Source organism: Alcaligenes sp. SJTW-7 (genome assembly GCF_047716895.1).
Lineage (GTDB): Bacteria > Pseudomonadota > Gammaproteobacteria > Burkholderiales > Burkholderiaceae_B > Alcaligenes > Alcaligenes ammonioxydans.
In genome coordinates, this window is sequence record NZ_CP136682.1 from 1,282,766 (window position 1) to 1,301,213 (window position 18,448).

The window sequence follows — 18,448 nt, forward strand, 5'->3', positions numbered from 1 at the left end:
TATGCCGGCTTGCCGGGGCATCAATCAAAAAAGGTGCGGGCGGTTTCAAAGCGTTTGGCGAAATAGGGATTATCAAGCGAATCAATCCGTACCCGCCCTCCACTGGAGGGGGCGTTGATGAACTGTTGCTTGCCGATATAAATGCCTACATGTGAGTTGGGTGTGCCCAGCGTGTTGAAAAACACAAGATCACCGGGGCGCAGTTGTGCCCGGCTGACGCGACGGGCAACGCTGGCCTGATCGCGGGTGCGGCGCGGAATGGGGGAGCTCGATTCCTGGCTAAAGACATAGTGCACCAGTCCGCTGCAATCAAAACCGGTTGAGGGTTCACGGCCTCCGTAACGGTAGGGCGTCTCCAGCAGGGTCAGCGCCGACAGGACGACGGCCGAGCGACGCTGATTATCCAGGCTGATGGATTGCCCCGTAGGGAGACGGGACGAGGGGCTATGGGCGCATGCCGCCAGCACCAAACTCAGGCATAAGGCGAACAGACGTTGCGTAAAAGCAGCAGGAACCATGGGCTGTTACAAAACGGATGAGGGCGCAGCGGGCAGGGGGGCTACTCGCAGATTATCCGATATTTCGTCGCTTTTTAGGCCAAGCCTGAGAGGGATCGTCGAAATATGCATTAATTAATGACCAATATCTGCAACAAAACATATTTTTGATACAAGCGTTTTGATTTTTGTCATGTTACATCTAGTTTATATCTACAACATTAAGTGAGCATCTGATAATATTCTGCTGTGCCTTGATGCATTTATTGCATATATACGACGTTTTCTATGTTTTAAGAGCATTTATAGACAGTGTGTGTCAGAAGCGTCGATAATGTAAAAAATATATTCACGCAATAGATTGCCAGGCATGATACATATTTATGTAACTTTATATGTTTTAAATGTGTTTTGTTACAAGAAACTAGCTGATTAACAGATTTACAAGGATGGCTGACATGCCCGTATCGGAAAATTCGCTGCTGAATGATATTCAGGAAGTCAATTTGTCGTACTTGTTACTCGCGCAGCGTCTGCTGCGGGAGAATTTTTCGGCAGGTATGTTCCGTTTGGGCTTCGACACCGATGTGGCAGAGACTTTGTTGCGTCTGTCACCGGCCCAACTGGTCAAACTGGCCAGCTCCAGCTCGTTGATTTGCGGCTTTCGCTTCAACGACTACGACCTGCTCACCACGTTGACGCAGAATGTGCTGGGAGGGGTATTGCAGCAGGCTCACTCCACCATTCTCCTGTCCCAGCGGGCGACGGCAGAACAGGCTGGCTGAGCCAGTCCCGAACTTATTACATCAAGAACTATGGCTATAAAAAGCGTCGCCAAAGAGGCCCAGGAAATTGGGCTTGCTTCCGACATGATTGAGCTGGGGGCGCGCTTGCAGGTTCTGCAAGCAGAAACATCGTTAAGTTACGACCGGCTGGCCCGTTTGTACCGCGAAGTCAAAGGCTGCTCGCCGCCTAAAGGCATGCTGCCTTTTTCGGTTGACTGGTTCATGACCTGGCTGCCCAATATTCATTCCAGTCTGTTCTACAGCATTTACCAGTTCATGGCCTTGCATACGCCTTGCGACAAAAGCCGTGCGCTGGTCGAGGCGTATCGCCTGTATCTGGAGCAGTCTTCGGCAGGTCGTCTGGATGTGGGGCCAGATGAAGAACCGGTGCTGAGCTTCACCCGCGCCTGGATGCTGTTGCGCTTTTTTGATAGTGGCCTGTTGCAGTTGTCCCAATGCGAGCGCTGCAAGGGGGGGTTTGTGGCCCATGCGCACGATCCCGAAGCCGGCTTTATTTGCGCTATTTGTCGCCCGCCTCCGCGAGCTGGCAAGACGCGTGCCAGCAAGGCGCGCAGCACAGCGAAATCGCCTGCCGGCAAAAGTCGAAAATCCAACTCGACCAGAGAGCCGCAAGCCGGGGTCTCGGGGCACGTCGCCGTTCAGGCAGACGTGCCCGTTTAGCAATAGCTTTTGTCGTCAGTATGCAGCAAAGCCGGATGGATGCTGGTTTTTGATGTGGATCTGATACCAATCTGAATGTGTCAAGGCAACCGGAAGCGTTGATCTAGGCTGGAAAAAGGCCGTTAACGTGTCGTTTTAGCCCGGTTGCTTGCCGCCATCATTAGCAGCGTGTATTTGAAGAAGGCGTATCCGTGCTTATTATCCTTGGATATATCATTGTTTTCGTCTCCGTTTTCGGGAGCTTTGTAGGGCTGGGCGGGCATTTGGGTGCGCTCTACCAGCCTTTTGAATTACTGCTGATTGGTGGCGCGGCCCTGGGGGCCTATTTTGCGTCCAACAGTGGCAAGTCCATCAAGCTGCTGGCCAAAGCCTTGCCGATTGCCTTTCGCAGCAGCCCCTACAACAAGCAGTTGTACATGCAGTTGATGGGCATGCTGTCCGTACTGCTGAACAAGGCTCGTCGCGATGGCATGATGTCCATCGAGGCCGATATCGAAAACCCTGAACAAAGTCCCATCTTCGCCGATTACCCCAATGTGGTGAAAGATCCGGCCTTGATGAACTTTGTGTCCGATTACTTGCGTTTGATGATCAGCGGCAATATGAGCTCGTTTGAGATCGAAACCCTGATGGATCAGGATATTGAAACCCACCAGCACGAGCGCAATGTGCCCGCGCGCGCCTTGCGAGAGGTCTCCGATGCCTTGCCCGCCTTCGGGATTGTGGCGGCAGTGCTTGGCGTGGTGAAAGCCCTGGCATCGGTGGATCAGCCGCCTGCTGTGTTGGCCGATCTGATCTCCAAGGCCATGGTCGGGACGTTTCTGGGTATTTTGCTCGCTTATGGTTTTGTGGCTCCTTTGGCCGCGACCATCGAACGCCGCACTTCGGATTCGGTCAAGGTGCTTGAATGCATCAAGGTGACCTTGCTGGCCAACCTGAACGGCTACCCTCCCCAGTTGGCGGTGGAGTTTGGTCGCAAGGTGCTGTTTTCCTCCGATCGCCCTTCGTTCCAGGAACTGGAAGAGCATGTCCGTCAGGCCCGTTCGGGTGGCGGTCGCAAAGCCTAAGCGGATGCGTTCATGAGCAATCACAAGGATCGCGTGGTCATCCGTCGCAAGAAGATGGCCCATGCCGAACACCATGGCGGCAGCTGGAAAATTGCCTATGCCGACTTCATGACGGCGATGATGGCCTTTTTCCTGGTGATGTGGATTCTTTCGCTGGTTCCCAAGCAGGACTTGAAGGAAATCGCCGATTATTTTCGCATGCCCTTGATGGATGCGATCTCCGGCGGTTATCAGGCCGACTATTCACGCAGTGTGATTCCAGGCGGTCAGCCCAGTCTGGTTCCCAACCCCCATTCTGGAGTCAACTCCAGCCAGGCGGCAGACGACCGTCAGGATGTCGAGCGTCTGGAAGATTTGAAGTCCGCTCTGGAGGAGTTGATCCGCATCGATCCGGTCTTGAGCGAGTTTCGTCCGCAATTGCTGCTGGACATGACTCAGGACGGTTTGCGCATTCAGATCATTGACCGCCAAAGCCGCCCCATGTTTTCCACGGGCAGTGCGCATGTGCAGATCTATATGCGGGCGATTTTGCGCTCGCTTAGCGCCCCGCTCAACGAAATGCCCAACCGCATTCTGATTTCCGGTCATACCGATTCGCTGCCTTACGCCAGTGGCGAGCGCCTCTACAGCAACTGGGAACTGTCCGCTGATCGGGCCAATGCGGCTCGCCAGGAGCTGGTGGCCGGCGGTCTGGCCGAGGCCAAGGTCAAGCAGGTGCTGGGTTTGGCCGATACTGTCAGCCTGGTTAAAGATAACCCCGCCGCAGCCGTAAATCGGCGTATCAGCCTGCTCGTGCTCAATAGCCGGGCGGAACGACGCATGGACGAGCAGGCGGCAAGTGGTTCGCAAGAGTTTGATTTGCGCGAAGCCATGCAGGAGACCGACGGGCCAATCAGTATTCATATTCCCGGTTTGCCTGCCATGCCTTCTGCTTTGCCGGTAGTGCCTTAGGACCTGTTTTCAGGCCCGGATGGCCCACGGGTTTGGGCTGTGCTTTTTGTTTTGTTGTTCTAAGCCATAACCAAGAAGGAAGTGTTCATGAGCTCCGGCGTGGATCTGAGTCAGTTTTACGAAACCTTTTTCGATGAAGCCGATGAGTTGCTGGCGGACATGGAGCGCTTGCTGCTGGAGCTGGATCTGGATGAGCCAGATCGTGACCAGCTCAATGCCATCTTTCGGGCCGCGCACTCCATCAAGGGTGGGGCGGGCACGTTTGGCTGTTTCGGTCAGTTGGCTGAGACGACTCATTTACTCGAAAATCTGCTCGATCTGGTCCGTAATGGCGAGATGCAATTGCGCAAGGACATGATTGACCTCTTTCTGGAAACCAAGGACGTGCTAACCGGACAAGTCAATGCCTACCGCGAGGAACAGGAGCCTGACGAGGAAGCCTACACTCGCATCTGCGCGCAGTTAAGGCAACTGGCCCTGGAACAAAAGGGCATTCTGGCAACGGACACGAAAGGCGCAGAAGCGATTTTGCAAGCTGAAGCCGAAGCAGAGCCCGAGCCGGAACCGGCCGCCAATACGGAAGGCTTGCCGCTGTGGGTGTCCATGGGGCCGGTCTCGGATAAGGATGCCGAGGCCTTGCAACAGGAAATGGAGTTGATGGGCACCATCGTCCATCAAACTCGCGAAGGTGATCGCCTGGATATCTGGGTGGAAACCACGGGTTCGGCTGACGATATCCTGGCCGTGTGCTGCTTCATTCTGAATGCCGATCAGGTGTCGGTAAAACCGGCCGCCGCGCCTGGGCAAGCGGTGACGTCTGCGTTCACTGCGGCACCCGCCGTGGTTCCCGCGGCTGCAGTGGTTGTCGAGCCTGCAGCCCCCGCTGTCGCGCCGGCCGCTCCGGCGCCCGCAGCGGCTCCGGTTGCCGCTGAGCCTGAGAAAACGGCAACGACGGTTCCTGCTGCTCCCAAAGCGGCCGACAAACCCGCCAAGGCGGCAGCACCCAAGGAGTCCGGCACCATTCGTGTGGGCGTGGAGAAGGTCGACCAGATCATCAATCTGGTGGGCGAACTGGTCATCACGCAAGCCATGTTGGTGCAGACGGCCTCTACGCTGGACCCGGTGGTGCACGACCGTTTGCTCAACGGTATCGAGCAGCTCGAGCGCAATGCGCGTGATCTGCAAGAGTCGGTCATGTCCATTCGCATGATGCCCATGGACTATGTGTTCAGCCGCTTTCCGCGCGTGGTGCGTGAAAGTGCCGCACGCATGAACAAGAAGATTCGTCTGGTCACCAAGGGGCAGGCCACCGAGCTGGACAAGAGCCTGATCGAACGCATTATCGACCCGCTGACTCACCTGGTGCGCAACAGTATCGACCACGGCATTGAAATGCCCGAGGATCGGCTGGCAGCGGGCAAGGAAGAAGAGGGCGTGCTGACCTTGTCAGCCCAGCATCAGGGTGGCCACATCATTATTGAAGTGGTGGATGATGGTGCCGGCCTGAACCGCGAACGTATTCTGAAGAAAGCCATGTCCTCGGGCCTGCCGGTAACCGAGAGCATGCCGGACGACGAAGTCTGGCAACTGATCTTTGCCCCCGGTTTTTCCACCGCCGACAAGGTTACGGAAATTTCCGGGCGTGGCGTAGGCATGGACGTGGTGCGACGCAATATTCAAAGCATGGGTGGCCATGTGCAGCTGTACTCGCGTGCGGGCAAGGGAACGACCACCCGTATTGTTCTGCCGCTGACGCTGGCGATTCTGGACGGCATGTCGGTACAGGTGGGCAATGAAGTGTTCATCCTGCCGCTGGCTCATGTAACCGAATCCATGCAGCCTACTGAAGAGCAGTTGCGCCGCGTAACCGATACCGATCACGTCATGTTTGTGCGTGGCGAGTATCTGCCCCTGATTTCCTTGCGTGACATCTTCTCGGTTGAGGGGGCCGAGACCGATGTGACGCGCGCGATTGCCGTTATCTTGCAGGCTGAAGACATGCGCTTTGCCTTGCTGGTCGATCACCTGATCGGGCAGCATCAAGTCGTGGTCAAGAACCTGGAAGCCAACTATAGAAAAATTCCGGGTATTTCCGCTGCCACCATTTTGGGCGATGGCAGCGTAGCCCTGATTGTTGATGTTTTTGCCTTGCAACGTCTGGCGCGGGACCCCGCCTCGACGTGGGCCTGATTATTCGGAGATCTTTATGTCCAACGACTTTACTTCCCACTCCGAAGCTGCCGAGGCTGGCGGCAAGGAGTATCTGGTATTTACTCTGGGCGACCAGGAATACGGCATCGATATTCTGAAAGTTCAGGAAATACGCGGCTACGACTCTCAGACCGTAACGCGTATTGCCAACGTGCCCAACTTCATCAAGGGTGTCACCAATCTGCGCGGTGTGATTGTGCCTATCGCCGACTTGCGGGTGCGCTTTAACATGGAGCGGGTGGAGTACGACCACCAGACCGTGGTGGTGATTCTGAATCTGCACGACCGCGTAGCAGGTGTGGTGGTGGATGGGGTCTCGGACGTGCTGGTTTTGCAGTCGTCCCAGATCAGTGCCGCCCCCAGCTTTGGCACAGCTTTCTCGACCGAGTACCTGACCGGGATCGGCACGCTGGGTGAACGCATGCTGATTTTGGTGGATATTGAAAAACTCATGACCAGCGAAGAGATGGCACTGGTCGATAGCGCGGTGGCCTGATCACCCGAGTCTGCAAAGACTTGCAAAGCGGGGCCTGTTGAGCAGGTCCTTCAAGGATTGTTCGGGTCGGGGGAGGCGTCACAAGCGCCTCTGATGTTCTGATCTACTCTAGACAAGGTGCTTGCGATGCTGGATGGATTACGTTTGGCCAATCTGAAGGTGCGGACCAGTCTGATTCTGGTACTGGTGTTTTTTCTGGCAATGCTGGTGGCGGGCGCGGCTTTGGGGATTTTGTCCCTGCGTGCCAATAACGGTGCGCTGCAAAGCATCGTGGTCAACCAGCGGGTAGGCTCGGCCATGTATCAGGCGATCGAGCACTACAAAGAGACCCAAACCCTGATTGGACGAGCGGCCATCAGCTATGTGGTCAGCAACGATCTGCAAAACCAGGACCTGATGGCCGAGTGGAGCGATGCGGCGCCTGAAACCTCAGCGATCAGTTCGGCAACCCGTGATGCGCTGGAGGCGACACGCAAGCAGTTCGAGCGTGCCCAGGAAGCGTTTTTTGAGTATCAGGGCGTGGCCACGCAGCTGGAAGGCACCAATGACTACTATCAGCGTGTAGATGCGGCATTCATGTCGCTGATGCAAGGCGGGGTGCTGCCTTTGATTGCCTATCTGGAGCAGGGCGATATTGCGGGTTTTCGCAGTTATGTCGCCACGACCACCAAGTTCCTGGAAGAAGATCTGTACAGCGCCTTGAACTCCTTGCAAGAGGCTCAGCAGCGCTCGATTGATACCCAGTACCAGAAAGAGAACGAGCAATACAACCTGGTAATCCGTCTGGTCGGACTGGCCATGGTGCTGTGTCTGTTTATTTCCTTGGCGGTGTATGTGTTCTTGAATCGCATGGTGCTGCGTCCCCTGCGTCAGGCTGGGGAACATTTTGACCGGATTGCCAGTGGTGACCTGACCCAGCGTGTAGAGGTCAAGTCCACCAATGAGATCGGCGTGCTCTACGATGCGGTCCGCCGTATGCAAAACAGCCTGCAGTCGATGGTGCAGACCGTGCGCCAGGGGGTGGAGGAGATTACCTTTGGCTCACATGAGATTTATGTGGGCAATACGGATCTGAGCAGTCGCACGGAAGAGCAGGCTGCCTCCTTGCAGGAGACGGCGGCCAGCATGGAGCAGTTGGCCAGTACGGTTCGCCAGAACTCCGATAATGCCCAGCAGGCCGACAAGGTTGCCAAGAACGCATCGGAAGTGGCGCTGCGTGGCGGTCAGGCGGTCTCTACCGTGGTGCAGACCATGGAGGATCTGTCTGCCAGTTCGGGGCAGATCGCGCAGATCGTGAACGTGATTGACGGCATTGCTTTCCAGACCAATATCCTGGCCTTGAACGCTGCCGTGGAAGCAGCGCGCGCCGGCGAGCAGGGCAAGGGTTTTGCCGTGGTGGCCGGGGAAGTGCGTAGCTTGGCGCAGCGCAGTGCGCAGGCCGCCCGCGAGATCAAGGGTTTGATCGAGCAGTCGCTGGCCAAGGTCAAGGAAGGGACCCGTCAGGTGGACGAGGCGGGCAAGGTGGTGATGGAAGTGGTTAGTTCGGTACAGAGCGTGACCACCATCATGGCAGAAATTTCTTCCGCCTCGAACGAGCAGTCCGAGGGGATTGAGCAGGTAAACCGGGCGGTTGCACAAATGGATGTGGTTGTGCAGCAAAACGCGGCTCTGGTGGAGCAGGCGAGCGCAGCGGCCGGGTCTTTGCAGGATCAGGCTACCCGTCTGTCCGATGCGGTGTCGGCGTTCAAGGTGAGCGCGCACGACATTATTGATGATCCGTTTGAGTCGTCCGGACCGGAGCGTTTGCGTTCCACCGAGCGTCTGTCGACGGGGCCTTTTAGCGGGACCTTGGCCAGCCTGTAGCGATATGAGCACATCTGTGGAACCTTTTGTTTATACATTGCCCTCGATCCCGCAAGCCTCGAGGGCCGACTGTGAGCGAGCCGCGCGCTTGCTCAAGTCGTATGCGGGCATCATCTTAGGTACCCACAAAGAAGACATGGTGGCCCGCACGTTGGGCATGCGCAGCCAAGGTGCGGGGTTGCGGGAAGTGCGTCAGTACCTGGACGTTCTGGAGCAGGACACGCATAGCCAGGAATGGCAGGATTTTGTTAACGCTTTCACCATCAATCACACTGCATTTTTTCGCGAGCAGCATCACTTCGATATTCTGGGCAAATTTGTCAGCACACGCGGCAAGCCGCTGGATATCTGGTGCAGTGCGGCCTCGACCGGCGAGGAGGCATATTCGATTGCCATGACTGTGCGCGAGCACTGTCCCTCGCCTGATGTCAACGTGTCCATCCTGGCCAGCGATATTGACTCGGCTGCCCTGGACAAGGCCCGGCAGGGGGTCTACACCCTGGAGCGCATCCAGCCTGTGCCCGATCTCTGGTTGCCCCGCTATTTTCAGCGCGGCGTGGGCGCGCGCAAAGGGCTGGCACGGGTTAAGCCCGTGTTGCGCAACATGGTGGAGTTCGAGGAGTTCAACCTGGTGGGGCCAACCTGGCCCTCGTCCAGTCGTTTTGATGTGATCTTCTGTCGAAACACCATGATTTATTTTGATCGGGATGACCAGACGCGCATTCTGGAGCGATTTGCCGCCGTGACCAAACCGGGCGGCCTGCTGTTTGTCGGGCATTCGGAGAATTTCTCTTACCTGACCAAGGCATTTCGCCTGCTTGGTCAGACGGTATATGTCCGCAATTAGGGCCTGACCGCCTCTTGCCAAGCGCCAGGCTCTGTCGGCGCTTGAAATTGGGATTATGAGTAGCATGAAGAAAATTCGAGTTTTGTGTGTAGACGATTCCGCCCTGGTGCGCAGCCTGATGGTGGAAATTATCAACAGTCATGCGGATATGGAAGTGGTGGCGGTAGCCCCGGACCCGCTGGTGGCGCGCGAGCTGATCAAAGAACACAATCCAGATGTCCTGACGCTGGATGTGGAGATGCCTCGCATGGACGGCCTGGATTTTCTGGAGCGCCTGATGCGCTTGCGTCCGATGCCGGTCGTGATGGTCTCTTCGCTGACCGAGCGCAATTCGGATGTCACCTTGCGTGCACTGGAGCTGGGCGCCGTGGACTTTGTGACCAAGCCCAAGCTGGGCCTGCGCGATGGCCTGCTCGATTACTCGGACCTGATTGCCGACAAGATCCGTGCGGCCTCCATTGCCCGTCCGCGCCGTGCTGTTCCGGCCGTGCTAGGCGCGGCCCCGGCGCGCCGCCTGACGCATAATTTTTCAACGACTGAAAAACTGATCATGATTGGCGCCTCCACGGGTGGCACGGAAGCCATCCGCCAAGTGCTTGAGCCCTTGCCGGCCAATTGTCCGGCCATCATGATTACCCAACATATGCCTGCCGGTTTCACACGCTCGTTTGTGAACCGACTCGATGGCTTGTGCTCCATGCAGGTACATGAGGCTGAGGACGGTCAACGCGTGCTGCCCGGCCATGTGTATCTGGCGCCAGGCGGGGTCGCTCACATGAAGCTGGCCCGTTCAGGGGCCAATTATGTGGTCAAGCTGGTCGATAGTGAACCGGTCAATCGTCATCGGCCTTCAGTCGATGTCCTGTTTCACTCTGCCGCCGAGCTGGCCGGACGCAATGCCGTGGGGGTGATTCTGACCGGCATGGGCAAGGATGGCGCACAAGGCCTGCTGGCCATGAGACAGGCAGGAGCCTTGACCTTTGCCCAGGATGAGGCCACCAGTGTGGTCTTTGGCATGCCGCGTGAAGCCTTGCAAATTGGCGCAACGGATATCGCCTTGCCGTTGGGGCAGATCAGCGAACGAATTCTAGCCAGTGTGGGGGCCTTTGGGCACCGTGTATAAACGGGCCTGAACGCACTGGCATGCTACTCATTTGGAGAATGTAAATGGTACAAAAAAATATAAAGATTCTCGTCGTCGATGACTTTCCTACCATGCGCCGGATCATCAAGAACCTGCTCAAGGATCTGGGATACGAGAATGTGGATGAAGCTGAAGATGGCCAGATGGGCCTGGAGAAATTGCGTAATGGCAATTTTGAGTTTGTGGTCTCGGACTGGAACATGCCCAATCTGGACGGGCTGGAGATGCTCAAACAGATTCGCGCCGATGCCAACCTGGCTTCGTTGCCGGTGCTCATGGTGACGGCTGAAGCCAAGAAAGAAAACATTATTGCCGCCGCCCAGGCAGGGGCCAATGGCTATGTGGTCAAACCCTTTACCGCCGCAACGCTGGAAGAGAAGCTGAACAAGATCTTCGAGAAAATGGGCGGTTAATACGGAGTACGTCATGGACCCACAGCAAACACCGACTCATCCTGATTCCCAAAGCGTACCGGTTGATCTGGTCTACCGCATCGCCAATCTGACCCGCCTGCTGCGGGAAAGCATGCGCGAACTGGGTCTGGATCAAGCCATCAAAGATGCCGCGCACGCGATTCCGGATGCCCGCGATCGTCTGCACTATGTGGCTCGCATGACCGAGCAAGCCGCCAACCGGGTGCTCAATGCTGCCGAGCAGGTGCGTCCTTTGCAAGAGTCTTTGCAAGCCGACGCCCAGGCGCTCGATGTGGAATGGGAGCAATGGTTTGAGCAGCCCCTGGACCAGGATCAGGCCCGCGAGCTGGTCAAGCGCACGCGTGGCTTTTTGCGCGATGTGCCCGTCAAGGCCCAGCAGACCCAGGACAACCTGCTGGAGATCATCATGGCCCAGGATTTTCAGGATCTGACCGGGCAGGTGATCACGCGCATGCTGGGCGTGGTCGGCACCATCGAGACCGAGCTGGTCCAGGTGCTGGTCGACAATGTGCCCACGGAAAAACGCGAAGAAACTCAAAGCCTTATCAATGGTCCAGTGGTCTCGCCGGTGGCCTCGGAAGTGGTCACCAGCCAGGATCAGGTGGACGATTTGCTGGCCAATCTGGGCTTTTGAACCTGTCCCTTCGAGACGGCTTGTGTCGACATTAAAAAGGCGCTGCGCACTGCAGCGCCTTTTTGCTTGTGGGGAACAGCCTGCTTTTATCGGGCTTTCTCCGCGCTATCAGAGCGGCGGTGCTCTTTTAGAATGACCCCGCGACCTGTAGTGCGAGCGCGACATTTGTGCTGGGCGCCTGATTCATTCCTTCAATTCCTGCGTCTTGGCAGTCCATGGCAGAAGACAGCGATCTCGAAAAAACAGAACCGGCCTCGCCCCGGCGCCTGGAAAAGGCGCGGGAAGAAGGGCAGGTGGCCCGTTCCAGAGAGCTGACCACGTTTTTGATGCTGCTGGCCGGCATTGGTGGAATCTGGGTTGGGGCTGCGTATCTGTATGAAACCTTCGGCGGTATCGTGCGGCGCAGCGTCTGGTTCGATCCCCGTGTCGCCCATGACCCCAATGCCATGGTGGTCCAGGCGGCGGGGCTGGCTGGCGAAGCACTCAAGGGGCTGGCGCCCTTGTTTGCACTGCTGGTGCTTGTCGCGATACTGGCCTCCATTGCACTGGGTGGGATGAGTTTTAGCGGCAAGGCGCTGCAACCCAAGTTCGAGCGCATGAATCCGGCCAAGGGCATCAAGCGCATGTTTTCCATGCAAACGGTGATTGAACTGATCAAGACCCTGGCCAAAGCGGGTCTGGTCGGCTCCGTGGCGGTCTATGTCATTTGGACCGAGCGCGAGCAGATGACAGCACTGATGTATGTGCATCCCACAGCGGCCATCGCCACGGGAATGACCTTGATCATCAAGTGTTGCGCCCTGATTGCCGCCAGCCTGCTGGTGATTGTGTTGATTGACGCGCCCTGGCAGCTGTGGAGCTTTTATAAGAAGCTGCGCATGTCGCGTCAGGACGTAAAGGAAGAACATAAGGAAAGTGAGGGCGATCCGCATGTCAAAGGGCGCATCCGGCAGCAGCAGCGGTCCATGGCGCGTTCGCGCATGATGTCCCAGGTGCCGGGCGCCGATGTGGTGGTCACCAACCCCACGCATTATGCGGTCGCGCTGAAGTACCAGGATGGCAAAGGTGGCGCGCCACGCGTGGTGGCCAAAGGAACGGGCCTGATCGCCGCCAAGATTCGCGGGCTGGCGGCAGAGCATAAGGTGGCGATGCTGGAAGCACCCGCGCTGGCGCGAGCCTTGTATTTCAATGTTGAGCTGGAGCGTGAGATTCCTGTGGACCTGTACTCGGCGGTGGCCGAGGTGCTGGCCTGGGTCTATCAGCTTCGTAACTGGAACAAGGGGCAGGGCGAACGTCCGATCATGCCCACCCGACTGAACGTGCCCACGGGCATGGATGAAGGTCCACTGCGTTCGCGCAAACATTAAAAGCAATGAACAATTTTTTTGCCTTACTGAAACAAAACGGGGGACAACACGCCCGGCTTCTCGCCGGCCCGGTGCTGATTCTCATGGTGATGGCCATGATGATTTTGCCCTTGCCGCCGTTTCTGCTGGACCTGCTGTTTACCTTTAATATCGCCCTGGCCGTCATGATTTTGCTGGTGGCCATGTTCACCAAAAAGCCCTTGGATTTTGCGGCTTTTCCGGCGGTGCTGCTGTTTGCCACCTTGTTGCGTCTGGCCCTGAACGTGGCCTCCACGCGGGTGGTGCTGATGAACGGTCATAAAGGACCGGATGCGGCGGGGCAGGTGATTGAGGCCTTTGGTCACTTTCTGGTCGGCGGCAATTTTGCCGTGGGTCTGATCGTGTTCGTGATTCTGGTCATCATCAACTTTGTGGTGATTACCAAGGGTGCGGGCCGTATTGCCGAAGTGGGAGCCCGCTTTACCCTCGATGCCCTGCCGGGCAAGCAAATGGCCATTGATGCGGATCTGAATGCCGGTCTGATTGGCGAGGAAGATGCGCGACGTCGCCGGGCGGAAGTCTCGCAGGAGGCCGAGTTCTACGGTTCCATGGACGGTGCGAGCAAGTTTGTGCGCGGTGATGCGGTGGCCGGTCTGCTGATCATGGTCATCAACGTCATCGGCGGTCTGATTATCGGCGTGCTGCAGCACGGCCTGTCTTTCTCGGAAGCCGGCCATGTGTATACCTTGCTCACCATTGGTGACGGGCTGGTCGCGCAGATTCCCGCCCTGATTATCTCCACAGCGGCCGGGGTCGTGGTCTCGCGGGTGGCCACTGATGAGGATGTGGGCCAGCAGATGGTCAACCAGCTTTTCCGCAATCCCATGGTGCTGTATATCACTGCCGGGATTCTGGGCTTGATGGGTTTGATTCCCGGCATGCCCAATCTGGTGTTTCTGTTGTTGGCGGCCATTCTGGGAGCGGGGGCCTGGCTGATGCAGAAACATCAGGCAGAACAGGCACAGCAGACCAGTGAACCCAATGATGAGGTCTTGGCGGCAGCCGATTCAGCGGCCAGCGAAGCCAGCTGGAATGATGTGTCCATGGTCGACCCCTTGGGGCTGGAAGTGGGCTATCGCCTGATCTCGCTGGTGGACCACGCTCAAAATGGCGAGTTGCTGCACCGTATCCGCAGTTTGCGTAAGAAGTTTGCGCAGGAAGTGGGCTTTTTGCCGCCCGTCGTTCATATCCGGGACAACCTCGAACTCAAGCCCAATGATTACCGCATTTTGTTGGCCGGTGTGGAGATCGGGCGCGGTACCGCCACGCCGGGGCAGTGGCTGGCCATCGATCCTGGCGGTGTCACCATGAAGCTGCCGGGCACCCCGACCAGCGATCCGGCCTTTGGTCTGCCCGCTGTGTGGGTTGACGTGAGTATGCGTGAACAGGCCCAGATTGCGGGCTATACCGTGGTCGATGCCAGCACGGTGATTGCCACGCACATCAATCATTTACTGCATCGCCACGGGGCTGAATTGCTGGGCCGTCAGGAAGTGCAGCAACTGCTCGACCATGTGGGGCGCGAGGCTCCCAAGCTGGTCGAGGATTTTGTGCCCCAGACCCTGTCTCTTAGCCTTTTGCTCAAGGTCTTGCGAGGTCTGCTGGCGGAAGATGTGCCGATTCGCGATATGCGCAGCATTGTGGAGACCTTGGCCGAACATGCGCCGCGCATTCTGGCTCCCGGTGCCGTCCAGCCCGGGCAAGAGGCAGGCGAGCTTCTGGCCGTTTTGCGGGTGGCACTGGGCCGGGCCATCGTACAACAGTGGTTCCCCGGCGAGGGCGAACTGCGCGTGATTGGCTTGGATGCGCGTCTGGAGCGTGTCATGACGCAGGCCTTGACCAGCAGCGGCGCTCTGGAGCCCGGTCTGGCCGAGTCGGTGCTGACCGATACCATGCGGGCCGCCCAGTTCCAGGAAGAGCATGGCGACCCACCCGTGCTGGTTGTGCCGCCCATTTTGCGGGCGACCCTGTCTCGTTTCCTGCGTCACCACATTCCCCAGTTGGGTGTCTTGTCTAACGCTGAAATTCCTGAAGAACGCATTCTTCGGGTCACCACCATTATTGGTCAGTCTGAATGAATATAAGTCGCTTTTTTGGCAGTACCAGTCGTGAGGCCATGCGTCAGGTGCGCCTTGCTTTAGGCCCGGATGCATTGATTGTGTCCAACCGTCGAGTCAATGGCGGGGTGGAAATTCTGGCCACGGATTCCAGCTCGGTTCCCGGTGCTACGGCCGAGCGTGCGCCCATGCCCACGGGCACAGCGCATCAGGCAGCGGGCATACGTCAGCAGGACATGGCTGCGCCACCGGCTGCCGACAATGTGATGGGGGCAATCGGTGCGTTGCGCGGTGCCTTGGAAGGCCGGATGGATGATCTGGTCTGGAGCCATCAGATGCGCCGCTCTCCGGTTGCGGTCAATCTGTTCCAGAGCCTGTTGTCGCAGGGTTTTAGCACCGCGTTATTGCGTGCGCTGCTCAAGCGCCTGCCGCCCGAGCTGGGCGCGCGTGCTGCCTTGCAGTGGGTGCGTACCGAACTGGAAACCCATTTGCCCGTGTTGCGGGCTGAGGATTCCCTGTGGCAGCCGGGGCTGGCCCTGGCGCTGGTCGGTCCTACGGGGGTGGGCAAGACCACCACGCTGGCAAAGCTGGCGGCCCGCGCCGTACGTCGTTTCGGCCCGGATAAAGTGGTTTTGCTGACCACGGACACCTATCGGATTGGTGCTCATGAACAATTAAAGATTTATGGCGACCTCATGCGAGTGGCCGTACATATTGTTCAGGATGTGGCGCAGTTGCGCAGCGTGATGCTGGGCGTGCGGCCCGATCAGGTGATCCTGATCGACAATATGGGGATCAGCCAGCGGGATCGCTATGTGCGCGAACAGGCCGCTTTGCTGGCAGGTGCCGGTCGCCGCGTACAGCGCCTGCTGGTGCTTAACGCCGCCAGCCAGGGGGATACCTTGGATGAGGTGGCCCGCAGCTATACCCAGGACGGCGGCACGCCGTTGAACGGCTGCATCATCTCCAAAGTGGATGAGGCCATCAAGCTGGGTGCTCCCCTGGATACAGCCATTCGTTTCAAATTGCCAATCCATTATGTGTCCAACGGCCAGAAAGTGCCCGAGGACTTGCGCTTTATGAGTGCGGGTGAACTGGTCGATTCTGCCTTGCAGGTTCGCGAGAGTCAGCGCCCTCTGTATGCGGCCAGCTCTGGCGACCTGGCCGCCTTGCTGGAAAGTGGCGGGCAGTCCGCTCAGGAGCATCAGGCCGAGGAAGAGCGCCGGGCGCGTGTCTTGCCGCGTCTTTTGTCTGCTGCCTCGGCGGGTGGCCCCGTCGGCTTGGAGCAGGCACGGCGTGCCGCCGCTGATCTGGACGAGCGATTGGCCTGCGCCGAAGCTTATGACTTTTGGCGTGACTTGCACGCCCCTCATGCTGCTGTGCAGGATGGGGCGGCTGCACAACGAGCCGAAGGCTTGATGCGCGCCGCGTGTCAGGAAGTGAGCGAATGCGATGTGTCTCGTTTGCTGGTGATCCACGCAGATCATCAGCCTGCAGGCAGTCAGGAGCAGTGTTCGTTCAGTTTCCTGTTCAGCCCCAAAGGTCAGGCTCTCAGCGTTCCCTACTATCAGCGTCAGACACCGTCACAGTGGTCGGATGTACGTGGGGTGCGCAGCATGGAACGGCCCAGTCCCACACAAGCGCTTAACCAGGCCATGCAGGTTTTGAACACCCAGGCCCAGCCGGTGAATCTGCTGCATATTTTTGAAGGCGGATCGCCCACCATGTGGCGTCAGTGGGCCGACATGCCTGCAGACTGGCTGGCGCTGATCCCCGGCGCGACCTCCCTGTGGCACAAGGACGGTAAAACCACGCCGAATGCCCTGAGCAAACCGTTGGCCTTTCATGCCATTCCCGATCTGGCTGCTCGCCTGCACCTTGAAACACTGGGCCGGGTCAGGCTCAGTGAAATCGCGCTGTGGTATGCCGTTGAGCCGGTGCAGTTGCGCCAGCGTCAGGGCGAGCCTGTTCATCTGGATCTGATTGTGCTGCGTACCGTACGTCGGCATGATGGCAAGGTGTTGAAGACCCGTTTTGCGCTCATGCATCAACATGCAGGTGCCGAGCCGATCGCTCCGGCCAGTCTAGCCTGCTACATGATGCTGCGTAGCGAAGTGCAGGAAATGGCACGCTTGTTCAACACCGTGCGCGGCATTTTGCCAGCCAGCCACTCTGAGTTTGAAGAAGAACTTCATCTGCTGGCAGCCGCCCAGTTAACGCTGGCCTGCTGGGACTTGCTGCAGGCCCCCGACAACCGTGGTGTGCGGCAACTGAGTGCCCGCCTGCTGGGCAAACCGGGGCTGAAGTCCAGTCAGTCGGTCGATGCGCTGGTGAAGATGCTGGTGTTGAAAGAAGCGATGAGTTAAGTCCAGCCGTCCAGCCCTGTGTAAAAGCCTGCCAAACGGCAGGCTTTTTTTATGTTTAGCGTCGTCGCAGATGGCCGGGCGCTCAGTGAGATGCGTTGTGATGATGCTCGGGCAGCTCGTTGCGCCGCCAGAGCGCATGATGCATGAGCAGTTCCTGCCTTGTGCAGGAAGCGCTGGCACACTGTAACTTGTCTTGGGGGGAGGTGGAGTTTGCCCTGACCGGACGTTCGCAGGCTGTCAGGGCGAGGTGTCAGACTTTCAGACTTAAAGAGGACTGCGTATTTTGCGTCTTGCCCGACGCATCGTAGAACGTATTGCGGCCCGTGAAGGCTTCTAGCGCATCCAGGTTTTGCTGGGTGTCGGCCAGAAAAGTATCAACCAAAATGCGATTGTTGTCGCTGGCGTTGCGCACTTTTTGGCTCAGCTCGATCAGTTGCTCCAGCTCGTGCTCCAGCTCATCCTGTTCGGCAGCGTAGCGCAGGCCCTGATTGCTGTTTTCCAGTCCGCGTGCTTGCAGCAGTTGGGCGCGGGTCTGCTCCAGTTGCTCAATGCGTTCGAGCACCTGGTACTTGCTCAGGGTGATCTGGGCCAGTTCCTGAGGCTCAAAGCGACGCAGCAGCAAGGTATTTTCTTCGACCAGCAACTGCTCGAAATCCAGCAGGGCTTGGTGTTGATCGGCAAGGCAGGTTTGCAAAGGCATGGCCGTTTGGGGTGAGTTACTTGAGAAGATCGCGCACGGAGGCGATCAGGGAGTCGGCAATCCGGCTGGTGTCAATTTTGAGCTCGCCGGCGGCAATAGCCTGGCGCAAGGCCTCGACTTTTTTCATGTCCACATCGGCGCTGCTGTCTTGCAGCGAATTGAGCTGGCGGGCTGCGGCGCTGAAATCCACTTCGTTGGTGCTGGTGCTGTTGTATGCCTGGCGTGCACGACTGGGAGCCGTGCTGCGTTCTGCGGCAGAGGTTTCAGCAAGAGGTGTCTTGAGGGAGGAGGGGCTGATCTTCACGTTTT

At 57.8% G+C, this 18,448-nt stretch carries 17 protein-coding genes; 14 read left to right on the plus strand and 3 right to left on the minus strand.

Translation table 11 applies throughout. From position 1 onward, the window contains the following. Positions 1–20: 20 nt before the first annotated feature. Entirely contained in the window at positions 21–518 is a 498-nt protein-coding gene (locus tag RSQ48_RS05660; protein WP_003804718.1) for a C40 family peptidase, read from the minus strand. Between the two features lie 437 nt (positions 519–955). Between RSQ48_RS05660 and flhD the strand changes: the two genes are divergently transcribed. From flhD to flhF, 14 genes are all read left to right on the plus strand, one after another. Further along, positions 956–1,282: a flagellar transcriptional regulator FlhD gene (gene flhD / locus RSQ48_RS05665; protein WP_003804716.1), complete on the plus strand. Its 327-nt coding sequence runs from the start codon at positions 956–958 to the stop codon at positions 1,280–1,282. Positions 1,283–1,312: 30 nt separating this feature from the next. Further along, positions 1,313–1,963, plus strand: a complete 651-nt coding sequence (gene flhC / locus RSQ48_RS05670) for a flagellar transcriptional regulator FlhC (RefSeq protein WP_415302213.1) — start codon at positions 1,313–1,315, stop codon at positions 1,961–1,963. Positions 1,964–2,154: 191 nt separating this feature from the next. Continuing rightward, a complete protein-coding gene (gene motA / locus RSQ48_RS05675; RefSeq protein WP_003804713.1) occupies positions 2,155–3,030 on the plus strand; it encodes a flagellar motor stator protein MotA in 876 nt (291 codons plus the stop codon). Between the two features lie 12 nt (positions 3,031–3,042). Next, positions 3,043–3,981, plus strand: coding sequence for a flagellar motor protein MotB (gene motB, locus RSQ48_RS05680; protein WP_003804712.1), 939 nt, complete (start codon positions 3,043–3,045; stop codon positions 3,979–3,981). 87 nt (positions 3,982–4,068) lie between these two features. After that, complete coding sequence (gene cheA / locus RSQ48_RS05685; RefSeq protein ID WP_415302214.1) at positions 4,069–6,171, plus strand: chemotaxis protein CheA; 2,103 nt, start codon at positions 4,069–4,071, stop codon at positions 6,169–6,171. Positions 6,172–6,187: 16 nt separating this feature from the next. Continuing rightward, positions 6,188–6,688 (plus strand): chemotaxis protein CheW, encoded by a 501-nt coding sequence (locus RSQ48_RS05690; RefSeq protein WP_003804708.1) that lies wholly within the window; start codon positions 6,188–6,190, stop codon positions 6,686–6,688. 126 nt (positions 6,689–6,814) lie between these two features. Then, positions 6,815–8,551 (plus strand): methyl-accepting chemotaxis protein, encoded by a 1,737-nt coding sequence (locus RSQ48_RS05695; protein WP_003804706.1) that lies wholly within the window; start codon positions 6,815–6,817, stop codon positions 8,549–8,551. A 4-nt stretch (positions 8,552–8,555) separates the two neighbouring features. Beyond that, positions 8,556–9,398 (plus strand): CheR family methyltransferase, encoded by an 843-nt coding sequence (locus tag RSQ48_RS05700; protein WP_230406275.1) that lies wholly within the window; start codon positions 8,556–8,558, stop codon positions 9,396–9,398. 64 nt (positions 9,399–9,462) lie between these two features. Further along, entirely contained in the window at positions 9,463–10,521 is a 1,059-nt protein-coding gene (locus tag RSQ48_RS05705) for a protein-glutamate methylesterase/protein-glutamine glutaminase (protein WP_415302215.1), read from the plus strand. Between the two features lie 44 nt (positions 10,522–10,565). After that, the gene (gene cheY / locus RSQ48_RS05710) at positions 10,566–10,955 is read left to right on the plus strand and encodes a chemotaxis response regulator CheY (protein WP_003804700.1); all 390 of its coding nucleotides are present in this window, start codon (positions 10,566–10,568) and stop codon (positions 10,953–10,955) included. A gap of 13 nt (positions 10,956–10,968) precedes the next feature. Next, positions 10,969–11,610 carry a protein phosphatase CheZ gene (gene cheZ / locus RSQ48_RS05715; RefSeq protein WP_003804698.1) on the plus strand — a complete coding sequence of 214 codons (642 nt, stop codon included), beginning with the start codon at positions 10,969–10,971 and terminating at the stop codon, positions 11,608–11,610. Between the two features lie 215 nt (positions 11,611–11,825). Then, on the plus strand, positions 11,826–12,977 hold the full coding sequence (flhB, locus tag RSQ48_RS05720; protein WP_003804696.1) for a flagellar biosynthesis protein FlhB: 1,152 nt from the start codon (positions 11,826–11,828) through the stop codon (positions 12,975–12,977). Between the two features lie 5 nt (positions 12,978–12,982). Then, positions 12,983–15,094 (plus strand): flagellar biosynthesis protein FlhA, encoded by a 2,112-nt coding sequence (gene flhA, locus RSQ48_RS05725; RefSeq protein ID WP_336579682.1) that lies wholly within the window; start codon positions 12,983–12,985, stop codon positions 15,092–15,094. Then, positions 15,091–17,439 carry a flagellar biosynthesis protein FlhF gene (gene flhF, locus RSQ48_RS05730; RefSeq protein WP_415302216.1) on the plus strand — a complete coding sequence of 783 codons (2,349 nt, stop codon included), beginning with the start codon at positions 15,091–15,093 and terminating at the stop codon, positions 17,437–17,439. The genes flhA and flhF overlap by 4 nt, the downstream gene beginning before the upstream one ends. A 250-nt stretch (positions 17,440–17,689) precedes the next feature. Here the strand turns inward: flhF and RSQ48_RS05735 are convergent, their stop codons facing one another. Next, the gene (locus tag RSQ48_RS05735) at positions 17,690–18,139 is read right to left on the minus strand and encodes a flagella synthesis protein FlgN (RefSeq protein WP_003804691.1); all 450 of its coding nucleotides are present in this window, start codon (positions 18,137–18,139) and stop codon (positions 17,690–17,692) included. Positions 18,140–18,155: 16 nt separating this feature from the next. Further along, positions 18,156–18,443, minus strand: a complete 288-nt coding sequence (gene flgM / locus RSQ48_RS05740) for a flagellar biosynthesis anti-sigma factor FlgM (protein WP_003804690.1) — start codon at positions 18,441–18,443, stop codon at positions 18,156–18,158. Positions 18,444–18,448 lie beyond the last annotated feature (5 nt).